Below are 19,089 nucleotides of genomic sequence, written 5' to 3' on the forward strand. Positions count from 1 at the left end.
GCCGCACTCAAGTCGCTCCCGCGCAAGCGACGAGTATGCCCGCCCCGACCGTCTGTCTCACCTTCGACTTCGACGCCGTCTCGCCGTGGCTCCATATGGACGGCGGCGACCGCAACACCCCGACGAACCGCTCGCGCGGCCTGTACGGCGCGGAGGTGGGCGCGCCGAACGTCCTCGAGTTCCTCGCCGACCGTGACCTTCCGGCAACGTGGTTCACGCCCGGCCACACCGTCGAGAGTTTCCCCGAGGTGGCAGAACGGGTCGCCGACGCGCACGAACTCGCCCACCACGGGTGGAGCCACACGCCGCCCGGCGACTACGACTCGCGTGCGGCCGAGCGTGCCGACCTCGAACGCGGTATCGCCGCCATCGAGGAGTTGACTGGGTCGCCGCCGACGGGCTATCGCTCGCCGTCGTGGGACTACTCCGAACACACCGTCGACCTCTTACTCGACCTGGGCTTCGACTACTCCTCCTCGGGGATGGCCCGCGAATTCCACCCGTACCGCGTCCGGCACGATTCAGCCCCTGTCGACGCCCCGTACGACCGCGGCGAGGAGGCCGACCTGATCGAAGTGCCCGTGTCGTGGGGTCGTGACGACTACCCGCCGTTGGCGTTCTCGGGGAGCCGTGGCTACACGGCCGAACAAGTCGTCTTCGACGACTGGCGCGCGCAGTTCGACCACGCGCCCGACGAGGGCGTGTTCGTCGTCACGATGCACCCACAGGTGATCGGTCGGGAGGACCGACTGGTGAAACTCGGTGCGTTCGTCGACCACGCTCGCGACGCGGGCGCATCGTTCACCGAGGTGCGGGAGGTGGCGGCAGCGTGGGAGTCGGGGTGAGCGGTCTTCGGTGAGGGTTCGAGACTCGCTGTCGGACCGGCACGATCCCGACGAGGGAAACGACTAACCCCGCCGGTGCCACCCGTTCTGGTATGACGACGTTCTCAGATCGCGTGGAGCGAATCTCCATCAGCGGCATTCGTGAGGTGTTCGAGGCGGCCGGTGCGGACGCCATCAACCTCGGCTTGGGCCAACCGGACTTCCCGACGCCCGACCACGCCAAACGCGCCGCCATCGACGCAATCGAGGCGGGCCACACCGACGCCTACACCGGCAACAAGGGGACACAGGAACTCCGCGAGGCCATCGCCGCAGAACACGACCGAAGCCTCGGCGTCACGGTCGACCCCGACGACGTCATCGCGACGGCAGGTGGGAGTGAAGCGCTCCACCTCGCGATGGAGGCACACGTCGACCACGGGCAGGAGGTGCTCATCCCTGACCCCGGCTTCGTCGCTTACGACGCCCTCACGAAACTCGCGGGCGGCGAACCCGTCCCGGTCCCACTCCGCGACGACCTCACCATCGACCCTGCGGCTATCGAGGAGGCCATTACCGACGACACCGCCGCGTTCGTCGTCAACTCTCCCGGCAACCCAACGGGAACCGCATCTTCGAAGGCCGACGTGCAGGAGTTCGCCCGCATCGCCCGCGAACACGACGTGCTGTGCATCTCCGACGAGGTGTACGCGCCGTTCGTCTTCGACGGCGACCACCACTCGCCGTTCGAGTACGAACGCGACAACGTCGTCGTCGTCGACGCCTGCTCGAAGCGCTACTCGATGACCGGGTGGCGACTCGGCTGGGTCACGGGGTCGACCGAGCGAATCGAGCGGATGCTTCGCGTCCACCAGTACGTCCAAGCGTGTGCCTCCGCACCCGCCCAGTACGCCGCCGAAGCCGCGCTCTCGGGGCCCCAAGGCGTGGTCGACGAGATGCGCGAAGCGTACGAGCGCCGCCGCGACTTGGTCGTCTCCGGCCTCGCAGACGCCGGCCTGGAGTGTCCGACTCCGCAGGGAGCGTTCTACGCGATGCCGCGCGTCCCCGAGGGGTTCGTCGACGAGTGCATCGAGCGTGGCGTCGTCGTCGTCCCCGGTGAGGCGTTCGGCGAACACGGCGCGGGCCACGCCCGCATCTCCTACGCCGCGAGCGAGGACGACCTGCGGGAGGCACTCGACATCATCGCCGACGCTGCCGAGGCGGTTCGCTGACTATGACCGACTTCGACCCCGCTCTCGGTCCGCGGCCCGACTCACTTGCGGACCTCCGCGAAGCCATCCCCGCGTGCGACCGCGTGGCCTATTTCAACACGGGCGCGACCGGCCCCTCGCCCGACCGCGTCCTCGACGCCGCGGCGGCGTGGGAGCGCTACCACAAGGTGGACGTCCTCGCGGACGCCGACCCCTACGAGGTCGCGTTCGCGGAGTACGAACGCCTTCGCGAGCGCCTGTCGTCGTTCCTCGACGCCCCGATCGAGACGGTCGGACTGGTCGAGAGCACCGCCGACGGTCTCAGCGCCGTCGCCGCCGCCTTCGACTGGGAACCGGGTGACGTGGTCGTGCGCACCGACCTCGAACACCCCGCCGGGACGCTCCCGTTCGACCGCCTCGCCCGACACCACGGCGTCGAGGTGCGAGTGGTCGAGACGGAGCGAGGGCACATCGACACTGACGCGTTCGCGGACGCCGTTGCCGACGCGGAGATGGCGTGTTTCTCCTCGCTGTCGTGGAACTACGGCACTCAGCTTCCGGTGGAAGAACTCGTCGAAATAGCGGACGACGCAGGCTTGTTCACGCTCGTCGACGCGGTCCAGTCGCCGGGACAGCGACCGCTCTCGGTGCCCGAGTGGGGCGCAGACGCCGTCGCCTGTTCGGGTCACAAGTGGTGTCTCGGGCCGTGGGGTGCGGGGATGCTGTACGTCGATCCCGCGGTCGCCGCCGACCTCCACCCTGCGCAGGTGACGTACCGGAGCGTCGAGGACGCGATGGCCCACGAGTACGTGCTGAAGCCCGGCGGTGCACGATTCGAGCGCGGCACCGCGTCACTCGCGCCGCACGTCGGTCTGCGTGAAGCGGTCGGCACGCTGGAATCGGTCGGACTCGACGCCATCGGCGACCGGGTGTTGGAGTTGGCGGGACGGCTGACCGACCGCCTCGACGACGACCGCCTACTGTCGCCGGCAGCGCCGGAATCCGGCCTCGTCACCGTCGACGTGGCCGACCCCGAGGCGACCGTCGAACGCCTCCACGACGACGGACTGGTGATCCGCGACCTGCCCGACCCCGAGGCGGTGCGGGCGTCGGTTCACGCGTTCAACACGGAGGCAGAAGTAGACAGGCTGGCAACGGCGCTGAACGACGAACCCGCGCCGTAGGTCGCGACGAGCACGTATCGGCTACCGCCGCGATACTGATTCGGTACGTTCCGTGCCGCTTTCGCACGCATTCTGTCGGATGATGAGGAAGAAGCGTGTCGAAGCCGTGTCAAGGCTGACATCTGACGACAGATACAGAGATGTCCACGAGGCGGAAATTCTAGGTTATGCACAGACGACAGTACGTCATCACGGTTCTCGGGTCGGCCGTCTTGGCTGGACCGGGAGTGGCACACGCGGGCCGCGACAGGAGCGGAGAAGAACGGCCGGATTCGAACACCGGTGACCGACGACAGACGGAACCCACGACACCGACCCCGGAATCTGAGGGATTCGGGCCACGGACGTTTTCGGGGACTGGAACGTCGACCTCAGCGGAGTTCGACCTTCGCCGTGGGCCGATTACGGCGACGTTCTCGGCCGAAGAGCGTGGGTCGTTCACGACGCAACTGCTGGCCGTCGAGGGCGAGAGTTACGACGATGTCTACCTGACAATTCTGCTCGCTCCAGTCGAGGGATCGCAAGTGGCGTCGGTCAACGTCGACGGGTCGCACGTTCTCAACGTCGAGACGGACGGCGCGTGGGAGATCACCCTCGAACAACCGTCGGACTCGACGGCGCAGCGACTTCCTGTCGAAGCAACGGGGTCCGGCCCAGGATACGTCGATGTGGTGGCGTTCGACGGTGTGGTACGCGTGGCCGGGACTCACCGTGGCTCGTCGAGTTTCATCGTGGAGACTGTGCCGGTGGACCCAGATGAGTTCGGGGAATTGGTATTCGCCGAAACCGGTCAGTTTGACGGAGAGACGACCGTCAGAGTCGACGGGCCGTCATACGTGAATGTCGACGCCGACGGTGACTGGACGCTCTCGTTCGGGACCTGAACGACGAACCTGCGCCGTAACTCCCGTCAGTTCGCCGTCGAGACGATCTTGATCACGTCGCCTTCCTCCAGTTCGGTGTCCTCGCCGATCCGCCGATCGGCTTTCGCGTCGACCGCGTGGAGGTAGCCGTCGCCGATGTCGGTGTGGACGGAGTACGCGAGGTCCTTCGGGCCGCTCCCGCGCGGGAGCAGGAAGGCGTCGGGGAGGACGTTCCCCTTCGCGTCGGTCCACCGCGTCTCGTTTTGGACGGGGAACGCCGTGATGTGGTCGAGCAGATCGTACACCGCCTCGTTGAGCGCCTGCTGGACGCCGGTGCCGCCGAACTGCGCCATCACGTCGCGAATCTGTTCGAGGCCCTTCTCTTGCTGATCGGTGAGGTCACCGACTATCTCGAAGTCCTCGTCGCCGGGGTCGTAGTCGACGACGCCCGCCTCGGCCGCACGCCGGAGGGCGAGTTCGCCGTCGGCGGTCGCGGGGATGACGGGCTTGTTCGTCTCGCGCAGGCGCTCGATGTTCTCTGGCGGCGCGATGTCGGCTTTGTTCGCCACGAGGACGATGGGCTTCGTCTGCGCGCGGATGTCGGCTGCGAGGGCCGCGCGGTCCTCGTCGGTCCACTGGATCGGGTCCTCGGGGTACTCCAGTCCACGGAGGACGAGCATCACGTCGTGTTCCGTCGCGCCAAAGCCAGTCAGGAGGTCGGTGAGCACCTCCTCCAGATCGAAGTCGGGAGAACGCGACTTGCGTTCGACGGACTCCCAGTTGCGCTCGAGGATGCCCGCGAGCCACGCGTCCATCTCCGCCTCGATGAAGTCCACTTCCTCGACGGGGTCGTACTCGCCGACTTCCACCGGTTCCCCCTCGGCGTTCGTCGCACCCGCGGCGTCGACCACTTGGAGGATGACGTCGGCGTCGGTCAGGGCGTCGAGAAACTGGTTGCCGAGGCCGCGCCCCTCGTGTGCACCAGGGACGAGTCCCGCCACGTCGAGGAGTTCGACCGGGACGTACCGCTTGCCGTCGTGACAGTCCTCGTCGCCACAGCGCTCCTCACGAGTGAGACACGGACAGTCGGTGCGGACGTGGGTGACGCCGCGGTTCGGGTCGATGGTCGTGAACGGGTAGTTGCCCACGTCGACGTCGGCCATCGTCGCGGCCGTGTAGAAGGTGGACTTGCCCGCGTTGGGCTTGCCCGCGAGCGCGATAGAGAGCATACGGATTACTCCTCGGGGGCGTCGAAAGGCGCTTTCGGTCGGCCGCCTCCTCGCCCCCACACGAGACCCCCGAAGTTACCACCGAGCGCCACGACCGTCTCACCGATGGTCGCCCTCTCGGTCGTCTCCGACCTCGCGCTTCTCGCGGTCGGGGTAGCCGCACTGTGGGCGGGCGCTCGACTCCTCGTCGCCGCGTCCGTGCGACTCGCTCGTCGCGTCGGCTTCTCCGAACTCCTGATCGGCGTCACGGTCGTCGCACTCGGCACCTCCAGCCCGGAGATCGTCGTCACCGTCGAGGCCGCACTCATCGGCGTGGGCGAACTCGCCGTCGGCAACGTCGTCGGCTCGAACCTGTACAACCTCGCGGTCGTCCTCGGGGCGGTCGCGATGTTCGGATCGTTCCCGGTCGACCGAACGATCGTCCACCGTGACGGGGTCGCACTCCTCGTCGCGACGCTCGCGTGTGCGCTCGCACTCGTCGACCTCCGCGTGACGCCGACCGAGGGACTCGTCTTTCTCGGCCTCCTCGCGGCGTACACCGTCGTCTCGTTCAAGACAGGAGTTGACACCAGCGACGAGACCGATTCAGAGGAGGTCGACCCGGACGCGGATGCGGTCGTCGACTCGGTCGCCGGGCCCGATGCGGTCGACCTCTCGACGCCGGCACAGCGGATCGGAGCGGGCCCCGTCCGTGACATCCTGTTCGTCGTCGTCGGCCTCGCCGTCGTCCTCGTCGGCGGTGACCTCCTCGTCGGATCGGCAGTTCGGATCGCGCGACTCGCGGGACTCTCCGAGTGGGTGATCGGCGGCACCGTCGTCGCCGCCGGCACCTCGACCCCGGAGTTCGCGGTGTCGCTGGTCGCAGTGCGGCAAGGAAGCCTCGGCGTCTCCGTCGGCAACGTCGTTGGCTCCAGCGTGTTCAATGTCCTCGGTGTCCTGGGTTTGGCGTCGCTGTTGACGCCGTTGACCGTCGGCCCGCCTGCGTTGTGGACGGTGGGGTGGCTCGTCGTGCTCACCCTCCTCGTGGTCGCCGCGCTGTGGTCCGGGCGAGAACTCACTCGCGCCGAGGGCGTCTTGCTCGCGTGTTCGGAGGCGATTCGCTGGGCGCTCAGCCTGTTGCGCGTCGTCGGCTGAACGGCGTCTGGTCCACGTCGCCACCGCGGGCCTCGTGCCGTCTGTTTAAATACGAACGTCGGCTACCCTCGGGTATGACCGCACTATCGTTCGACGAGACCGGCGTCGACGTCGTCTACGAGGGAACTGAGTTCCGACTGGAGAAAGAGTTGATCGAGGAGGCGACACAGAAGTCGTACGTCGACGTGACCGACCACGAGGTGTTGCAGATCGTCGAGGAGTCGCCCGCACTCTCGGGCGAGCCACGACGGGTCGGCGACATCATCTGACCTGCGCTGGGCTTCTCCGCTCAACTGAGGCCGCGTTTGTCCGGTTCTTCCTCCAGCGTGCCCGCCCGGTCGACGAGGTGGTCGATGAGGCGGGTCGCCGTCTGCTCGACCTCTGAGAGGTCGTCGTCTGCCTGGCCTTTCACGCGGACGTTCACCTGGTACAGCGTCAGTTCTACCTCTGGAGCAGTCTCCGGTGTCGACTCCGCACGTGTCGGTGCCGCGTCGTCTCCGGCCCCGTCTGCGGTCTCGCCGTTGTCCTCGCCTGCCGCCTCGGTGTCGCTCATTGGCCGTGAGCCACCTGCCTCCCCCAAAAGGGTGCCGCTCGACGGAGGTGGTCAGCGTTCGAACGTCACTCGTCGAGGTGCAGGCTCTCGGGGAACGTCTCGCGGTGGAGTCGCCCAGCAACCTCGTCGGCCAGCGTCTGGAGATTCACTGTGTCGTCGCGGTTGTAGGAGACGAGCTTCTCCAGTGCGTGGTCGTCGCCGTCCTCGTACTCGTACCACAGGCGGACGGCGTCGCGGCCCGTAAGTTCGGGGCCGTCGCGGGCGATACCGATCTCCTGCTCGATGGGCTTGAGGCCACCCGTCAGCCCGAGCGTCCGACACGGATACATCAGGTCGAGGTGCGGAGTGTCAATGTCGAGACCGAAGGACGTCTCGAGAAACGGCACGTCGAAGCGTGCGCCGTTGAACGTGACGAGGAGGTCGGCGTCGCGGAACTGCTCGCGCAGCGTCTCTGCCGAGAGGTCGCGCCCGCGGACGAGCGTCTCCGTCTCACCGGCCTGGTGAAACGAGACCGTGGTGACGCGGTCCCGCTCTTGGGAGAGGCCAGTCGTCTCGATGTCGAAGAAACACGCGCCGTCGCGGAAGTCCTCGTACAGGCGCCAGCGCTCGCCCGACGGGAACGCGTCGTCGAAGAACGCGCTGTCGCGGTCGTCGAGTCGCTCGGTCGCCTCGTCGATGAACGACTCGATGCGGGAGGCGGTCGTCGCCCCGACGCCCGGGGCGCGGTCCTGTCGGAACTGCCCCCACTCCCGGATGTCGTTCTCCCACATCCGTCGCTCCGTCGTCGCGCCGACGCCCTGCACCGGAATGAAACTGTTTCGGATGCGCATAGTGTGGTAGCGGTGACGGCCGCCCGCAGACGGCAGTGGGCGACCGTCGTCTCTACTGTGATGGAGTCGCTGTGCGGCTAAAACGTTCTGTTGCGTCGGCCTCAGGATGGGCAACGCGCGGTACGGTTATTCCGACGGCGGCCGTCGCTTCGGGTATGTGTGGACGCTATTCGCTGACCGTGACGGCCGACGCCCTCGCCGAACGGTTCGATGCCGCCGTCCCGGACGACTGGGGACCGCGATACAACTGTGCCCCCGGGCAGGACCTCCCCGTCCTCGCGAACGACGCCCCCGAGTCGTTCCGCCGGATGACGTGGGGGTACACGCCGCCGTGGGCCGACGAGTCGTTCGACCTCATCAACGCGCGGACGGAGACGGTCGACGAGAAGCGCACGTTCGCGGAGTCGTTCGAGTCGCGCCGGTGTCTCGTCCCCGCCGACGGCTTCTACGAGTGGAGTGACCACGCCGGCGAGAAACGCCCCTACCGGGTCGCGTTCGACGACGAACGCGTGTTCGCGATGGCGGGCATCTACGCGACGTGGGAGCCACCACAACGACAGACCGGCCTCGGGGAGTGGGGAGCAGGCGGCGACGAAACGGAGGAGGACGACCGTATCGAGGCATTCGCCGTTCTCACAACGGAGCCAAACGACCGAATCGGCGAACTCCACCACCGAATGGCGGTCGTCCTGCCCGAGGATCGAGAGGCAGACTGGCTTGCGGGCGACGTGGCGAAGGCCGACCTGTTGGATCCGTATCCGGGCGACGACTTGGGCTGGTACCCGGTGTCGACGCGGGTGAACTCTCCCGCGAACGATGATCCCTCCCTGATCGAAGCGGTCGACGCCGAGGGGTAGTCGCACGCGTCGGCGTCCGACGAACCGCGCGTCGCTGGCCGCTTCCTCTCGACGAAATCTGACTCTCAGTATATCTGTTCGTAGCGCATCATATCGGTATGCGACTCGTACAGGTCCTCATTCCCGAAGGAAACAGCGGGGCCGTCCTCTCCGCGCTCGACGAACAGGGCGTTGACTACGTCGTGTTCCCCGAAATCGGTCGTGGAGGGTTCGAGGCGATGGTCCAGTTCCCGATTCCGCCGAGCGGCGTCGAGACGGTACTGGAGCGGATGGTCGAAGCCGGCATCGACGACGACGCGTACACCATCGTCCTCGCGACCGAGACTGTCGTCTCCCGCAACCTCTCGGCGTTGGAGGCGCGGTTCCCCGGTCTGCGAATCTCTCGTGAAGAACTGCACGCCCGCGCTCGTGAGTTGGCGCCGGCGAACTCGACGTTCTTCGCGTTTCTCGTCCTCAGTACGGTCATCGCGACGACTGGCCTCCTCCTCGATTCGGCGGCGACCATCATCGGTGCGATGGTCGTCGCACCCCTGATGGGTCCAGCCATCTCCGCGAGCGTCGGGACCGTCCTCGACGACCGCGAGATGACTGCCCGCGGGATCCGACTGCAGGTCACCGGTCTCCTCGTCGCGATCCTCGTCGGCGCAGTGCTGGGCCTCATCCTCCAGCAGACGTTCCTCGTCCCCTCGCGACTCGACATCACGACGATCCCACAGGTGGCCGAGCGCACGAGTCCGAACTTCCTGTCGCTGTTTCTCGCGCTCGGGTCGGGCATCGCCGGCGCGATCAGCATCATCCGCGGGTCGGGGTCGTCGCTCGTCGGCGTTGCCATCGCCGTCGCCCTCGTCCCGCCCGCCGCCACCTCCGGCCTCGGCATCGCCTACGGCCTCCCGACCGTCGCCGTCGCGGGCGCACTACTCGTCGTCGTGAACCTCCTCGCGATCAACGTCTCCGCGCTGGTGCTCCTCTACATCGCCGGCTTCCGCCCCCTCGAACGCGACGCGACCGACGTCGTCCGCTCGAACGTCCGGTGGCGCGTCGCCGCCATCGCGGCGTCCATCGTCGTCCTCTCGGTCGTCCTCATCGGCGTCTCGTACGCGACGTTCACCGTCCAGTCGTTCGAAGAAGAGACGCAGTTGGTGTTCGACCAAGTGTTCGTCGAGAACGACTTCGACGGGTACGTCCTCCTCGACGTCTCCGTCGACTTCCACGCAGCCGACCTGATCCTCGGGAACGAACCGCGCGTCGACGTCCTCCTCGGCGTCCCACCCGACGTCGAACGACGACCGAACCTCGCGCAGACGTTCGACGACATCCTCACCGAACGGACCGGCCGCGACGTGGTCGTCAGGATCGGTTTCGTCGACGAACAGATATCAGATCAGGAACCAGCCGAGCCGATCGGTTCCACTGATCCCCGTTCCACCAAATTCCAAGCGGCAGGGCCCCTGACGAGGCCAATCGGCTGAACGCGATCTGATGCCGATTTTGTATAGCGATATACGATTTACGTGGACGATCTGAACCAGCAGAAATTGTAGGAAATCTATCTTTATCGACGCGCCGAACTCCAGAATTACGGAAATTCGGCGGACTCACGGCAGTCGTCCGCCCGGGACCCGGCCTACGCGAACAGCGAGTAGATGTGCCGTTCGTACGTCTCGCGGACGTTGTCGCCCCAGTTGTGGGTGTAGGTGTCGATGATGTCGTCGGCGACGTCCCCACGGAGGTACTTCACGACGCCGCGGTCGCCGGTGCGGTCGCGGAGATGCGTCGTGAAGAAGTGTCGGAAGTAGTGGGGCGTGACGTTCGCCGACGCGCCCGCACCCTGTTCGTACCACCCGGCCTCCCTCGCGTGGTCGCGAACGATCCGACCTACCTGTTCGGGCGTCACTCGCTCACCCCACCCGCTTCCCGTCCCGACGAACAGCGGATCGGCGGGCGAGGCGGCGTCGGGGCGGATCGCGAGCCACCACAGCAGCGTCTCCGCGAGTTCGTCGTCGACGGGGACGACGGTTCCGCGCTTGCGCTTGTTGGATGCGGTGCGCTCCTCGCCGTTGTACACGTGGCCGACGGCGGGCTCGCTCGTAACGTACAGCGAGTTCGCACGCCCGTCCAACTGCGCGCGCGTGCCGAGGTCGTACCCGTCGACCGACTGCGCAAGCGAGAGGTCCCGTAGGTCGAGGTTACACAGTTCGCCCACGCGCATCCCGGTCTTGAGCAGGGTGACGACGAGCGCCCGTTCGAGCGGATGCGCGATGTCGTCGATGAACGACCGCATCGCGGGCACGGATATCTCACGTCTGGTCGGGTCAGTGTCGATGCGCTCGTCGAGTTCCTCCATCACCAACGCCATCGGATTCGCGTCGAAGGCGCCTACCTGCGTCATGTACGCGTAGAAGCGATGGAGGTACGCAGCGTACGTTGCAGTGGTCGAATCAGCCAGATCTGGGTCACGGCGGAGGGCGTGGACGAACGCCATACAGTCGCGGTGTGAGGCCCCACGCGGCGTCTCAGTCGTACCTCCGGGACCACGAGACGGGTCGGCGAGAAACGCCTCGAACCGTCGCAGTACCCGCCCGTACTCCGTCCGCGTGCGCTGGCTCTTCCCGTGCATCTCCATATCGTCGAGGAAGTAGCCGACGGGGTCGTCACCCTCCTCGCCGGGACGGTCGACGGCGCTCATCGCTCCACCAGTGTGTACCCACCCTCCCGGCCGCTGTAGCGAACGGCCCCGCGCGACTGGAGGTCACCCATCGTCTCGTCGACACGTTCCTCGATGTCGCCGGCGACCGCCTCGACCAGTTCGTCGAACGACAGAACGTCCCGTCGATCGAGGGCTTCGAGGAGGCGTGTTTCGAGGTCGTTACCCCTGGGGTCTGTGGGGGGAGAAGCACCCTCCTCAGATGCAGAGTTTGTTGCCGGTTCGTGCTCGGTCGAGGGTGAATCGGCGTCGACGCCCTTCGGGTCGCCGAACGCATCGGCGATGCCGAGGTCACGGCGGCCCGCCTGGACCATCGTCCGAACGAACTCCGACTGCGACATATCCAGTCGGTCGGCTTCCTCGACCCACGCCTGCTTCTGGTACGCCGGAAGCCGAACCGTGACGGCGACCCGGTCGGTGTCCGCGTCCGCCTGGCTCATACCCGCACCTCTGTGGCCCAGCACATCAATCTGGTGCATATCTGTGTCCTAAGACACTAATTCTGTAGGGTGCATCGAATTTGAATATGGACTAAACAGCCATTTGATGGCTTCAGATGTCCATATTGTCGGTTTACTTCCAGTATCTCGCCCTTCGAATTTTGAAGCAAAAAACAGTCTTAGTAATTCTCTCTGGACGCGGATCGCCCTGTCCAGTAGTCACGAACTGGCGGAGCGTCTCAGGTTGCCGGGCGGCCGGAGGCAGGTTCTGCAGACCTCGGCGTAGAGAACGAACTCGATCTATCGGGGTGGGACTGCCGAGCGCACCCCGGCTGTGGGGAACCCGTCCCCGGGAGCAGTTCGAATAGAGGGCTATCAGGTGAGCGTCTTGGGTGATATGTATGTCTCCCGGGCCGGTCCTCTCAATTCGGCTCTCTGTTTGCTTTCTTCGAGGGCGATGGTCGGCACTGACGACGGCCCGCCCGCCGCGCCGGTCGTCCGGTTCAGCTGCCAACCCCACTACCATCGGGACCGTCACCTCGGACGGATCGGTCGCACTCGTCAGGTCGCGTAGTGATAATCGCGGTCAGTTCCGCTCGTATCCCACTCCGCGTGAGTGCGTACGATTCCGACCGAAGTGGAGCGCGTGGTCCGACGGAACAGTGACCGTGGATACACGGCCGAACCGGATCAAGTAAACTGCATATCGCGATACGCAAGCGCCGGGTCGTTGGTGCTAACGTTCGCCTCGGGATGGGCTGTGTCCGATGCGATTCTCGTCACTTCCGAGCAGTGAGCGGCGCTCGCGCTGGGTCCGTGTCGCCCGCGAGATCTGACGCTCGCCGACCGGCGGCGACGCCGAAGAACAGTCCGAGGTTCACCAGCGGGATCGAGAATATCTCGACCGATTGGGTCACAGGGCAGCGGTCAAATCACGCTCCACCGTGGTCGTACGCGTCGAACCAGTCGGTAACGGTCTGTTCGAGCGCCCCGGTCGTGCTTCCGAGGTTCAGTATCTGGTATCCGTTCGCCGCTTTGTCGTTGACGTCGTCCATCCCGAATCCGAGCCCGCCGACGGGAACTCCCGCGTCGACGGCCTTCGACCGAATCGTCTCGACGGCTTCCTGCACGGTCGGATGATCGATTTCACCCGGGTGGCCGAGCGACACCGAGAGATCGAACGGGCCGATGAAGACGAACCCCAGTTCCGGAACGGCGAGGATGTCGTCTAGGCGCTCGATGGCCGCCTCGGTCTCGACGGTCACGCCGACGAGAGTTGTGCTGTCCTCGGTCGCGACGTACTCGTCCGTGAGCCCCCAGCGAGACGCCCGCGGCGAGGCGAGCCCCCTGTCACCGGAGTCACCGTCGTATCGGAACCGTGCGGACCGAACCGCATCGCGGACGTCGGCGGCGGCCTCCACGCGGGGGAGGAACACGTTTCTCACCCCGAGATCCAGCGCCTTTCGGACGAGCGTCGGATCCGTGTCCGGCAGTCGAACGAGCAACGATATCCCCGTCCGTTCGGCCGCACGGAGCAGGTGTTCGATCCGGGTTGCGTCCCACGGATCCGGTCCGCCGTGTTCGAGGTCTACCCAGACGAAATCCACGCCGAGTTCGCCGTAGAACTCCACGAGTGTCGGACTGTACGTGTTGTCGAGGACCCCGAGTGCGACCCGTCCGCCGTCCAAGGTCGCTGCGAGATCATTGGCAGGCTGTGAAGGCTCCATACTCTGTCGTGAGGAGGAATACTCTCGGTGCGTCGTCGGCAGTCGCGACCCGGGCTTCGGCGACATCCGCCGTTCGCACGTCGGCTCGGACCACTCCACGTGCCTCGTTCGACCCGTCGGTGACCCCCCGCGTCGGTTGTCGACGGTGGTATTCGAACGTTCTGACAGAACGCTCTGTTTGGTATTCTCCGTACGCACGGAATTCTCCGCAGTCGAGCAAAAGTGCGCTGTCGCTTCCCACTGCGTGCAGATGTGCGTGTTCGAGAGACAAGCGGTGTCCTGACGACTGTCGAGGGCCGCTGATCGGACGGTGTTGCCGCCGCCGCCCGATAACTCGGTGTAGACCTGGCGTACTCGGTGTATGGTTGCCGTTCGACACGCCAGTTCTCGGGCCCGAAACGTACGATCGGGCTACGTCCACGACCGGGCTGAGTAACAAAGGGTCGGTGCCCGGACGTCCGGGTTGTCGGGATTCTCCGACACGTAACACAATGACGACACACGACCGAACACCGGATGAGCGACAGGACGGTATCGAGGCGGCAGACAACGGCGACGACGGCGGTTCCCGACGGCGGTTTCTCAGTCACTCGGCGATAGCCGGCGGCGCGCTGTTGACGCTCGGCAGCGGCGTCGGCCTCTCGATGGCACAGGAGGACGGCGAAGACTCCGAGGAGGGAACCGACGTGGACGTGCTGAACTACGCGCTCACGCTCGAGCACCTGGAGAACGCGTTCTACCGGGAGGCGCTCGACACTTTCGACGCGTCGGACTTCGCCGAGTCGGATGCGACGCCCGTCTCTGACGAGGAGGAAGCGGACGCGTTGTACGCGAACCTGCAGACGATCGGCGACCACGAGGCAGCCCACGTCGACGTGCTCACGCAGACAGTCGAAGAGCTCGGTGGGACCCCGGTCGAGGAGGCGGAGTACGACTTCGGCCTGGACGACGTCTCCGCGTTCCTCTCGCTCGCGTCGACGCTCGAGAACACGGGTGTCGCCGCGTACGCAGGCGCGGCGCCCGCGATCGAGAGCCCAGAACTTCTACAGACGGCGCTCGGCGTCCACAGCGTCGAGGCCCGACACGCGGCCGTCGTGGCCGCTGCGGGCGGTAGTGACCCGTACCCGAACGTGGTCGACGAACCGGCGTCCCAGTCGGAGGTGCTCGAAGCTGTCGGCCCGCTCATCGTCACCGACTCCGGTGACGAGGATGGAGACGACGGAGACGAGGAAGGCGAAGGGGGCGGTACTGACGGCGACGGCGAGGACGGCTCACCGACCGAAGCCCCGACCGGTACGCCGGGCGAGGAAGACTCCTAATCGGACAGGAGCCCTCGCTGGCTGGGCGTTCCACGGGGCCGGTCGGTCTGTCGCCGTTGATCGTCGGACGTGCCGAGAGCGGCCCTGTGGTCACTCGGTTGCCGGAACGTCCGGCGGCGCAGCGAGGGGCAGCCGACAGCCGGCAGTACCTAGGGTTTGCTGAGTACGGAGCAGTCAGGTGTGGAGCCGGCTGACTTCGGCGAGATGAAGCCCAGAGGCGATACTACTGGGACGAACCGAGTCGAGCGCCCCCGAATCGAGTTGGAAATCGGACGACGCCGGTCAGTCGTCGCCGTACCGTTCGTCGATGACCGCCGTGGGGGCGTCGTACTCCTCGGTGTGGCGGACGCAGGCGCTGATCCGGCCGTCGGCGTCGACGACGTGCGCCTCCGGGCGTTCGCGGTTACACACAGACCCGAATGCCTCGCGCAACACGGCGGCCGCTTCTTCGTCCTCGCCCTTGCGGGCGAACTGGACGGCGTCTTCGACGGCGGTTCGCGCCTCCGACGAGAGCATCCCATCGTCGGTGGCTTCCGCTCCCGGTTCGACGTCGAATAGGTCGGCGACGACCTCGTCGATGTCGTTCGCGTCGGTTGCGAGGCCGAGGCTCCGCTTCAGGCGTTCGGTGAGGCCGGTTTCGGCGTTCGCACGCTCGCGGAAGACGGTCGCTAGGTCGTCAATTCGTTCCCACGCCTCTGTCGACAGTTCGTCGAACTCGGCGGGCCGCACCTTCGCGGGACACCGCGTCGAGAAGCGGCACCCCTGCGGCGGGTCGCGGGGGGATGGCGGTGTTCCGCGAAGCGTCACGCGGTCACGCTCCGTGCCCGTGTGGCTCCCCGGAATCGCCGACAGGAGTGAGACCGTGTACGGGTGTGCCGGGTCGGTGTACACCGCCTCGGTGTCGCCGAGTTCGACGATGTCGCCGAGGTACATCACGGCGACGCGGTCGGCGATGTGGCGCACCACGCTGAGGTCGTGTGCGATGAACAGGTAGGTCAAGCCGAGTTCGTCTTGCAGGTCCTCGAGCAGGTTGATCACCCGCGCCTGGACGCTCACGTCGAGCGCAGAGACGGGTTCGTCGAGGACGATGAACTCCGGTTCCAGCGCGAGCGCACGTGCGATGCCGACGCGCTGGCGCTGGCCGCCCGAGAACTGGTGCGGGTAGCGGTAGTAGTGCTCCTCGTTGAGGCCGACCAGGTCGATGAGTTCAAACACGCGCTCGCGGCGCTCGTCGGCCGTCCCCCAGTCGTGAGCGTCGAGCGGTTCCCGGATGATCTCACCGATGGTCATCCGGTCGTTGAGGCTCGCCTCCGGGTCCTGAAACACCATCTGGGCGTCGCGCTGCCACTCGCGGAGTTCCTTCCCCGAGAGACTCGCCACCTCGCGGCCGTCGGAGACGACTTCGCCGCCGGTCGCGTCCTCCAGACCGAGGATGGTCCGCCCGAGCGTCGTCTTCCCGCACCCCGACTCCCCGACGAGGCCGAGCGTCTCCCCCGCCCGGATGTCGAAGGAGACGCCGTCGACGGCTTTCACCGCGTCGTCACCGATGAAGCCGTCGTCGTCGTAGTACTTCTCGAGGTCGCGGACCTTCACCAGCGGGTCGCCCGCATCGCGGTGCTCCGGCCCGGCCGCGGCGTCGGCGGCCGTCTGGTTGGCGGAGTCGTCGCTGCGACTCATCGCGGGTCACCTCCGTCGGCCGCGGTGTTCGGCTCTAGTGTGGGCTCACTCTCTACCCCCGGTTGTGCGAACTCGTCACCGAGGTCGCGGTCGTACCCATCCTCGTGGAGGAGACACGAAGCGGCGTGGTCGGGACCGACCTGGATCGGCTCTGGGTGGACCCGATCGCAGGCGTCGAACGCTGCCGGGCAGCGGTCGGCAAACCGACACGACCCAGGCTCTCCGGTGGGTGTGGGGACTTCTCCGCCGATGGTCGGCAGGCGATCGCCCGACACCGTCCGCCCCGGAATCGACGCGAGTAGGCCTCTGGTGTACGGGTGCTGTGGTGAGGCGAACAGGTCGTCGACCGGCGCAGACTCGACGACCTCGCCCGCGTACATCACGTTCACGCGGTCGGCCGTCTCCTCGATGACGCCCATATCGTGCGTGATGAACACGATTGCGAGGTCTTCCTCGGCCTGCAGGTCGTCGAGGAGTTCGAGAATCTGCGCTTGGATGGTCACGTCGAGCGCCGTCGTCGGTTCGTCACACACCAGCAAGTCGGGGTCACACGCCAGCGCGACGGCGATGACCGCCCGCTGTTTCATCCCGCCCGAGAACTGGTGTGGATACTCCCCGAGTCGACGGCGCGCGTCCGGGATACCGACCGATTCGAGCAGTCTGACGGCCTCCTCGCGTGCCGCTTGGCCGCGCAGGTCTTGGTGGATCCGGAGCGTCTCGCGGATCTGGTTCCCGACGGTGTACACCGGGTTCAGCGAGTTGCTCGGGTCCTGAAACACGATCGAGAGGTCGCCGCGGTGGTCGTCCCAGTTGTCGTTCGTGAGTTCGTCGCCTTGGAACCGGATCGACCCGGATTCGATCACGCCGGGGGAGTCTATCAGGCCGAGGACCGAGCGAGCCGTGACGGACTTGCCCGACCCCGACTCGCCGACGATACCGAGCGTCTCACCCTCGTCGACAGCAAAGGAGACGCCGTCAACCGCGTGGATCGTCTCTTTGTCCGTGTGGAAGACGGTCGTGAGATCTTCGACCTCCAGTAGCGCGTCGCTCTCGCCGTCAGCGTGGGCACCACGTCCGCTCATCAGGCACCACCTCCGCGACCGCTGGCACCGCCCTGGTCTTCGGCGTCGGACTCCGGATCGATGGCGTCACGGACGCCGTCTCCGAGGGCGTTGAACCCCGTCACGACGAGCGTGATGAGGATCCCCGGGATGAGCGAGATGTGCCAGGAGGCGGTCGTCACGTACTCCTGTCCGGCGTTCACCGCCCGGCCCCATTCGGGGGTCGGCGGGTTCACGCCGAGGCCGAGGAACGAGAGGCCGGCGATGGCGATGATCGCACCACCGAGTGTCATCGACCCGTACACGAGCACGTAGCCGGTGATGTACGGGAGCATGTGCTTGCGCATAATCATCCCCGGCGTCTGCCCGAACGACTTCGCGGCGTCGACCCACTCCCGATTCGACACCTGGAGTGCGGGCCCGCGGAAGGAGCGCCACATCGCTGGCCACCCGGTCGCCGCGAAGATGAGCGCGAGGACGAACGCCCCCGAGTATATCTTCCCGATCCACGTCCCCGAGAGGATGACAGACAGCATAATCAACAGGAGCAACTGCGGCATCCCCATCACGGCGTCGGAGACCAACACCGCGCCGAGGTCGACTTTCCCCTGGTAGTACGCCGTCAGCAACGCGAGGACGATGGCGATAGACACCGACAGTCCCACCGAGACGAGGCCGATGACGAGCGAGATGCGCGACCCGTGGGCGATGAAGGTAAACAAGTCCTTGCCGCTCGGGAGCGTCCCGAACGGGTGGATGCGGCCGTAGTCGTCGTACTGCATCGGGCCGACGTTCTCTTGGGGCGTCCCCTGAGACTGCGAGCCGAGGTTGGCCTGCCCGACAGTGACGGTGTCGGTCCCGCCGCCCGTCCAGTAGGTGACCTCGTGTTGGTAGGGGTTCTCCAGGTTCGCGGCCGTCGTGGTCGGACTCAGCGCCGGCGCGAACAGCACCATCACGAGGAACATCGCGACGACGGCGACGCCGAACAGCCCCCAACTGTGTCCGCGGAATCGGTCGACCACGTCGTCGCGGGGCGTCCAGTCGGCGATCCGGTAGTGGGTCCGGTAGCGGTCGTAGCCGACCCACAGCCACCCCAACGCGGCGAACGAGTAGGCGTAGATGAGCGCTGCCCGCAGCAGCCACGCGATGTCCGGTGACAAGCCGAGGAACGTCCCGACGTAGCTACTCCCGTTCCAGTACCCTTGGTTGGGGATCGTCTCGCGCGACAGGAGAGTCGGGAGGCCCTCGACGGCGCGTTCGAGCGCCAGGATGCCTTCAGGCACGGCGACGCCTGGAAGCGCGGACACCGCGTCGGCCAGCAGCGACGTGAGGAACTGCGCGACCGCTCCGGCCTGGAGCGCGAACAGCACCGCGGCGACGCCCAGCCACACCGCGGCCGGGCGCGGGTTCGTCGCGAGTCGTTCTCGAAGCGGTGCCGCCTCTGCCGTCGTGAACGTGTTCGTTGGTGTCGCCATC

General features: G+C 66.5%; 19 protein-coding genes. 9 read left to right on the forward strand and 10 right to left on the reverse strand.

The features are described 5' to 3' along the window. The first annotated feature begins 35 nt into the window (after positions 1-35). The 4 genes from P0D77_RS08615 to P0D77_RS08630 all read left to right on the forward strand — a co-directional run bounded on the left by P0D77_RS08615 (position 36) and on the right by P0D77_RS08630 (position 4,103). The gene (locus tag P0D77_RS08615) at positions 36-845 is read left to right on the forward strand and encodes a polysaccharide deacetylase family protein (protein ID WP_277552533.1); all 810 of its coding nucleotides are present in this window, start codon (positions 36-38) and stop codon (positions 843-845) included. Positions 846-937: 92 nt separating this feature from the next. Next, entirely contained in the window at positions 938-2,056 is a 1,119-nt protein-coding gene (locus tag P0D77_RS08620) for a pyridoxal phosphate-dependent aminotransferase (protein ID WP_277552535.1), read from the forward strand. Positions 2,057-2,058: 2 nt separating this feature from the next. Further along, positions 2,059-3,219: an aminotransferase class V-fold PLP-dependent enzyme gene (locus tag P0D77_RS08625; protein WP_277552537.1), complete on the forward strand. Its 1,161-nt coding sequence runs from the start codon at positions 2,059-2,061 to the stop codon at positions 3,217-3,219. A 167-nt stretch (positions 3,220-3,386) separates the two neighbouring features. After that, on the forward strand, positions 3,387-4,103 hold the full coding sequence (locus tag P0D77_RS08630; RefSeq protein ID WP_277552538.1) for a hypothetical protein: 717 nt from the start codon (positions 3,387-3,389) through the stop codon (positions 4,101-4,103). Between the two features lie 26 nt (positions 4,104-4,129). Here the strand turns inward: P0D77_RS08630 and P0D77_RS08635 are convergent, their stop codons facing one another. Then, complete coding sequence (locus P0D77_RS08635; protein ID WP_277552540.1) at positions 4,130-5,311, reverse strand: redox-regulated ATPase YchF; 1,182 nt, start codon at positions 5,309-5,311, stop codon at positions 4,130-4,132. A 105-nt stretch (positions 5,312-5,416) separates the two neighbouring features. On the opposite strand from P0D77_RS08635, the gene P0D77_RS08640 reads away from it, so the two are divergent. Together P0D77_RS08640 and P0D77_RS08645 are read left to right on the forward strand one after the other, a co-directional pair. Next, complete coding sequence (locus tag P0D77_RS08640) at positions 5,417-6,445, forward strand: calcium/sodium antiporter (RefSeq protein WP_277552541.1); 1,029 nt, start codon at positions 5,417-5,419, stop codon at positions 6,443-6,445. 74 nt (positions 6,446-6,519) lie between these two features. Then, on the forward strand, positions 6,520-6,714 hold the full coding sequence (locus P0D77_RS08645) for a DUF5800 family protein (RefSeq protein WP_277552542.1): 195 nt from the start codon (positions 6,520-6,522) through the stop codon (positions 6,712-6,714). A 20-nt stretch (positions 6,715-6,734) separates the two neighbouring features. Here the strand turns inward: P0D77_RS08645 and P0D77_RS08650 are convergent, their stop codons facing one another. Both P0D77_RS08650 and P0D77_RS08655 read right to left on the reverse strand, forming a co-directional pair. Continuing rightward, on the reverse strand, positions 6,735-6,998 hold the full coding sequence (locus P0D77_RS08650; protein WP_277552544.1) for a DUF8002 family protein: 264 nt from the start codon (positions 6,996-6,998) through the stop codon (positions 6,735-6,737). 65 nt (positions 6,999-7,063) lie between these two features. Continuing rightward, positions 7,064-7,828, reverse strand: coding sequence for a ribonuclease H-like domain-containing protein (locus P0D77_RS08655; protein WP_277552545.1), 765 nt, complete (start codon positions 7,826-7,828; stop codon positions 7,064-7,066). Positions 7,829-7,983: 155 nt separating this feature from the next. Between P0D77_RS08655 and P0D77_RS08660 the strand changes: the two genes are divergently transcribed. Next, complete coding sequence (locus P0D77_RS08660) at positions 7,984-8,685, forward strand: SOS response-associated peptidase (RefSeq protein ID WP_277552546.1); 702 nt, start codon at positions 7,984-7,986, stop codon at positions 8,683-8,685. A 98-nt stretch (positions 8,686-8,783) separates the two neighbouring features. Then, positions 8,784-10,154: a TIGR00341 family protein gene (locus P0D77_RS08665; RefSeq protein ID WP_277552548.1), complete on the forward strand. Its 1,371-nt coding sequence runs from the start codon at positions 8,784-8,786 to the stop codon at positions 10,152-10,154. 155 nt (positions 10,155-10,309) lie between these two features. Here the strand turns inward: P0D77_RS08665 and P0D77_RS08670 are convergent, their stop codons facing one another. The 4 genes from P0D77_RS08670 to P0D77_RS08685 form a co-directional block, all read right to left on the reverse strand. After that, on the reverse strand, positions 10,310-11,371 hold the full coding sequence (locus P0D77_RS08670; RefSeq protein ID WP_277552549.1) for a tyrosine-type recombinase/integrase: 1,062 nt from the start codon (positions 11,369-11,371) through the stop codon (positions 10,310-10,312). After that, a complete protein-coding gene (locus P0D77_RS08675; RefSeq protein WP_277552551.1) occupies positions 11,368-11,829 on the reverse strand; it encodes a DUF5805 domain-containing protein in 462 nt (153 codons plus the stop codon). Before P0D77_RS08675 ends, P0D77_RS08670 begins: the two co-directional genes overlap by 4 nt. 779 nt (positions 11,830-12,608) lie before the next feature. After that, on the reverse strand, positions 12,609-12,746 hold the full coding sequence (locus P0D77_RS08680; protein WP_277552552.1) for a hypothetical protein: 138 nt from the start codon (positions 12,744-12,746) through the stop codon (positions 12,609-12,611). A 15-nt stretch (positions 12,747-12,761) separates the two neighbouring features. Then, the gene (locus tag P0D77_RS08685) at positions 12,762-13,556 is read right to left on the reverse strand and encodes an HpcH/HpaI aldolase family protein (protein ID WP_277552554.1); all 795 of its coding nucleotides are present in this window, start codon (positions 13,554-13,556) and stop codon (positions 12,762-12,764) included. Positions 13,557-14,047: 491 nt separating this feature from the next. Between P0D77_RS08685 and P0D77_RS08690 the strand changes: the two genes are divergently transcribed. Then, the gene (locus P0D77_RS08690) at positions 14,048-14,875 is read left to right on the forward strand and encodes a ferritin-like domain-containing protein (RefSeq protein WP_277552556.1); all 828 of its coding nucleotides are present in this window, start codon (positions 14,048-14,050) and stop codon (positions 14,873-14,875) included. Positions 14,876-15,157: 282 nt separating this feature from the next. Here P0D77_RS08690 and P0D77_RS08695 read toward each other — a convergent pair whose 3' ends face one another. The 3 genes from P0D77_RS08695 to P0D77_RS08705 are packed head-to-tail and all read right to left on the reverse strand — an operon-like array spanning position 15,158 to position 19,088. Beyond that, a complete protein-coding gene (locus tag P0D77_RS08695; RefSeq protein ID WP_277552558.1) occupies positions 15,158-16,552 on the reverse strand; it encodes an ABC transporter ATP-binding protein in 1,395 nt (464 codons plus the stop codon). Then, positions 16,549-17,634, reverse strand: coding sequence for an ABC transporter ATP-binding protein (locus P0D77_RS08700; RefSeq protein WP_277552560.1), 1,086 nt, complete (start codon positions 17,632-17,634; stop codon positions 16,549-16,551). Before P0D77_RS08700 ends, P0D77_RS08695 begins: the two co-directional genes overlap by 4 nt. Further along, on the reverse strand, positions 17,634-19,088 hold the full coding sequence (locus P0D77_RS08705) for an ABC transporter permease (RefSeq protein ID WP_277552561.1): 1,455 nt from the start codon (positions 19,086-19,088) through the stop codon (positions 17,634-17,636). Before P0D77_RS08705 ends, P0D77_RS08700 begins: the two co-directional genes overlap by 1 nt. Between the last annotated feature and the right edge of the window lies 1 nt (position 19,089).

This window comes from Halobaculum limi (assembly GCF_029490015.1).
Lineage (GTDB): Archaea > Halobacteriota > Halobacteria > Halobacteriales > Haloferacaceae > Halobaculum > Halobaculum limi.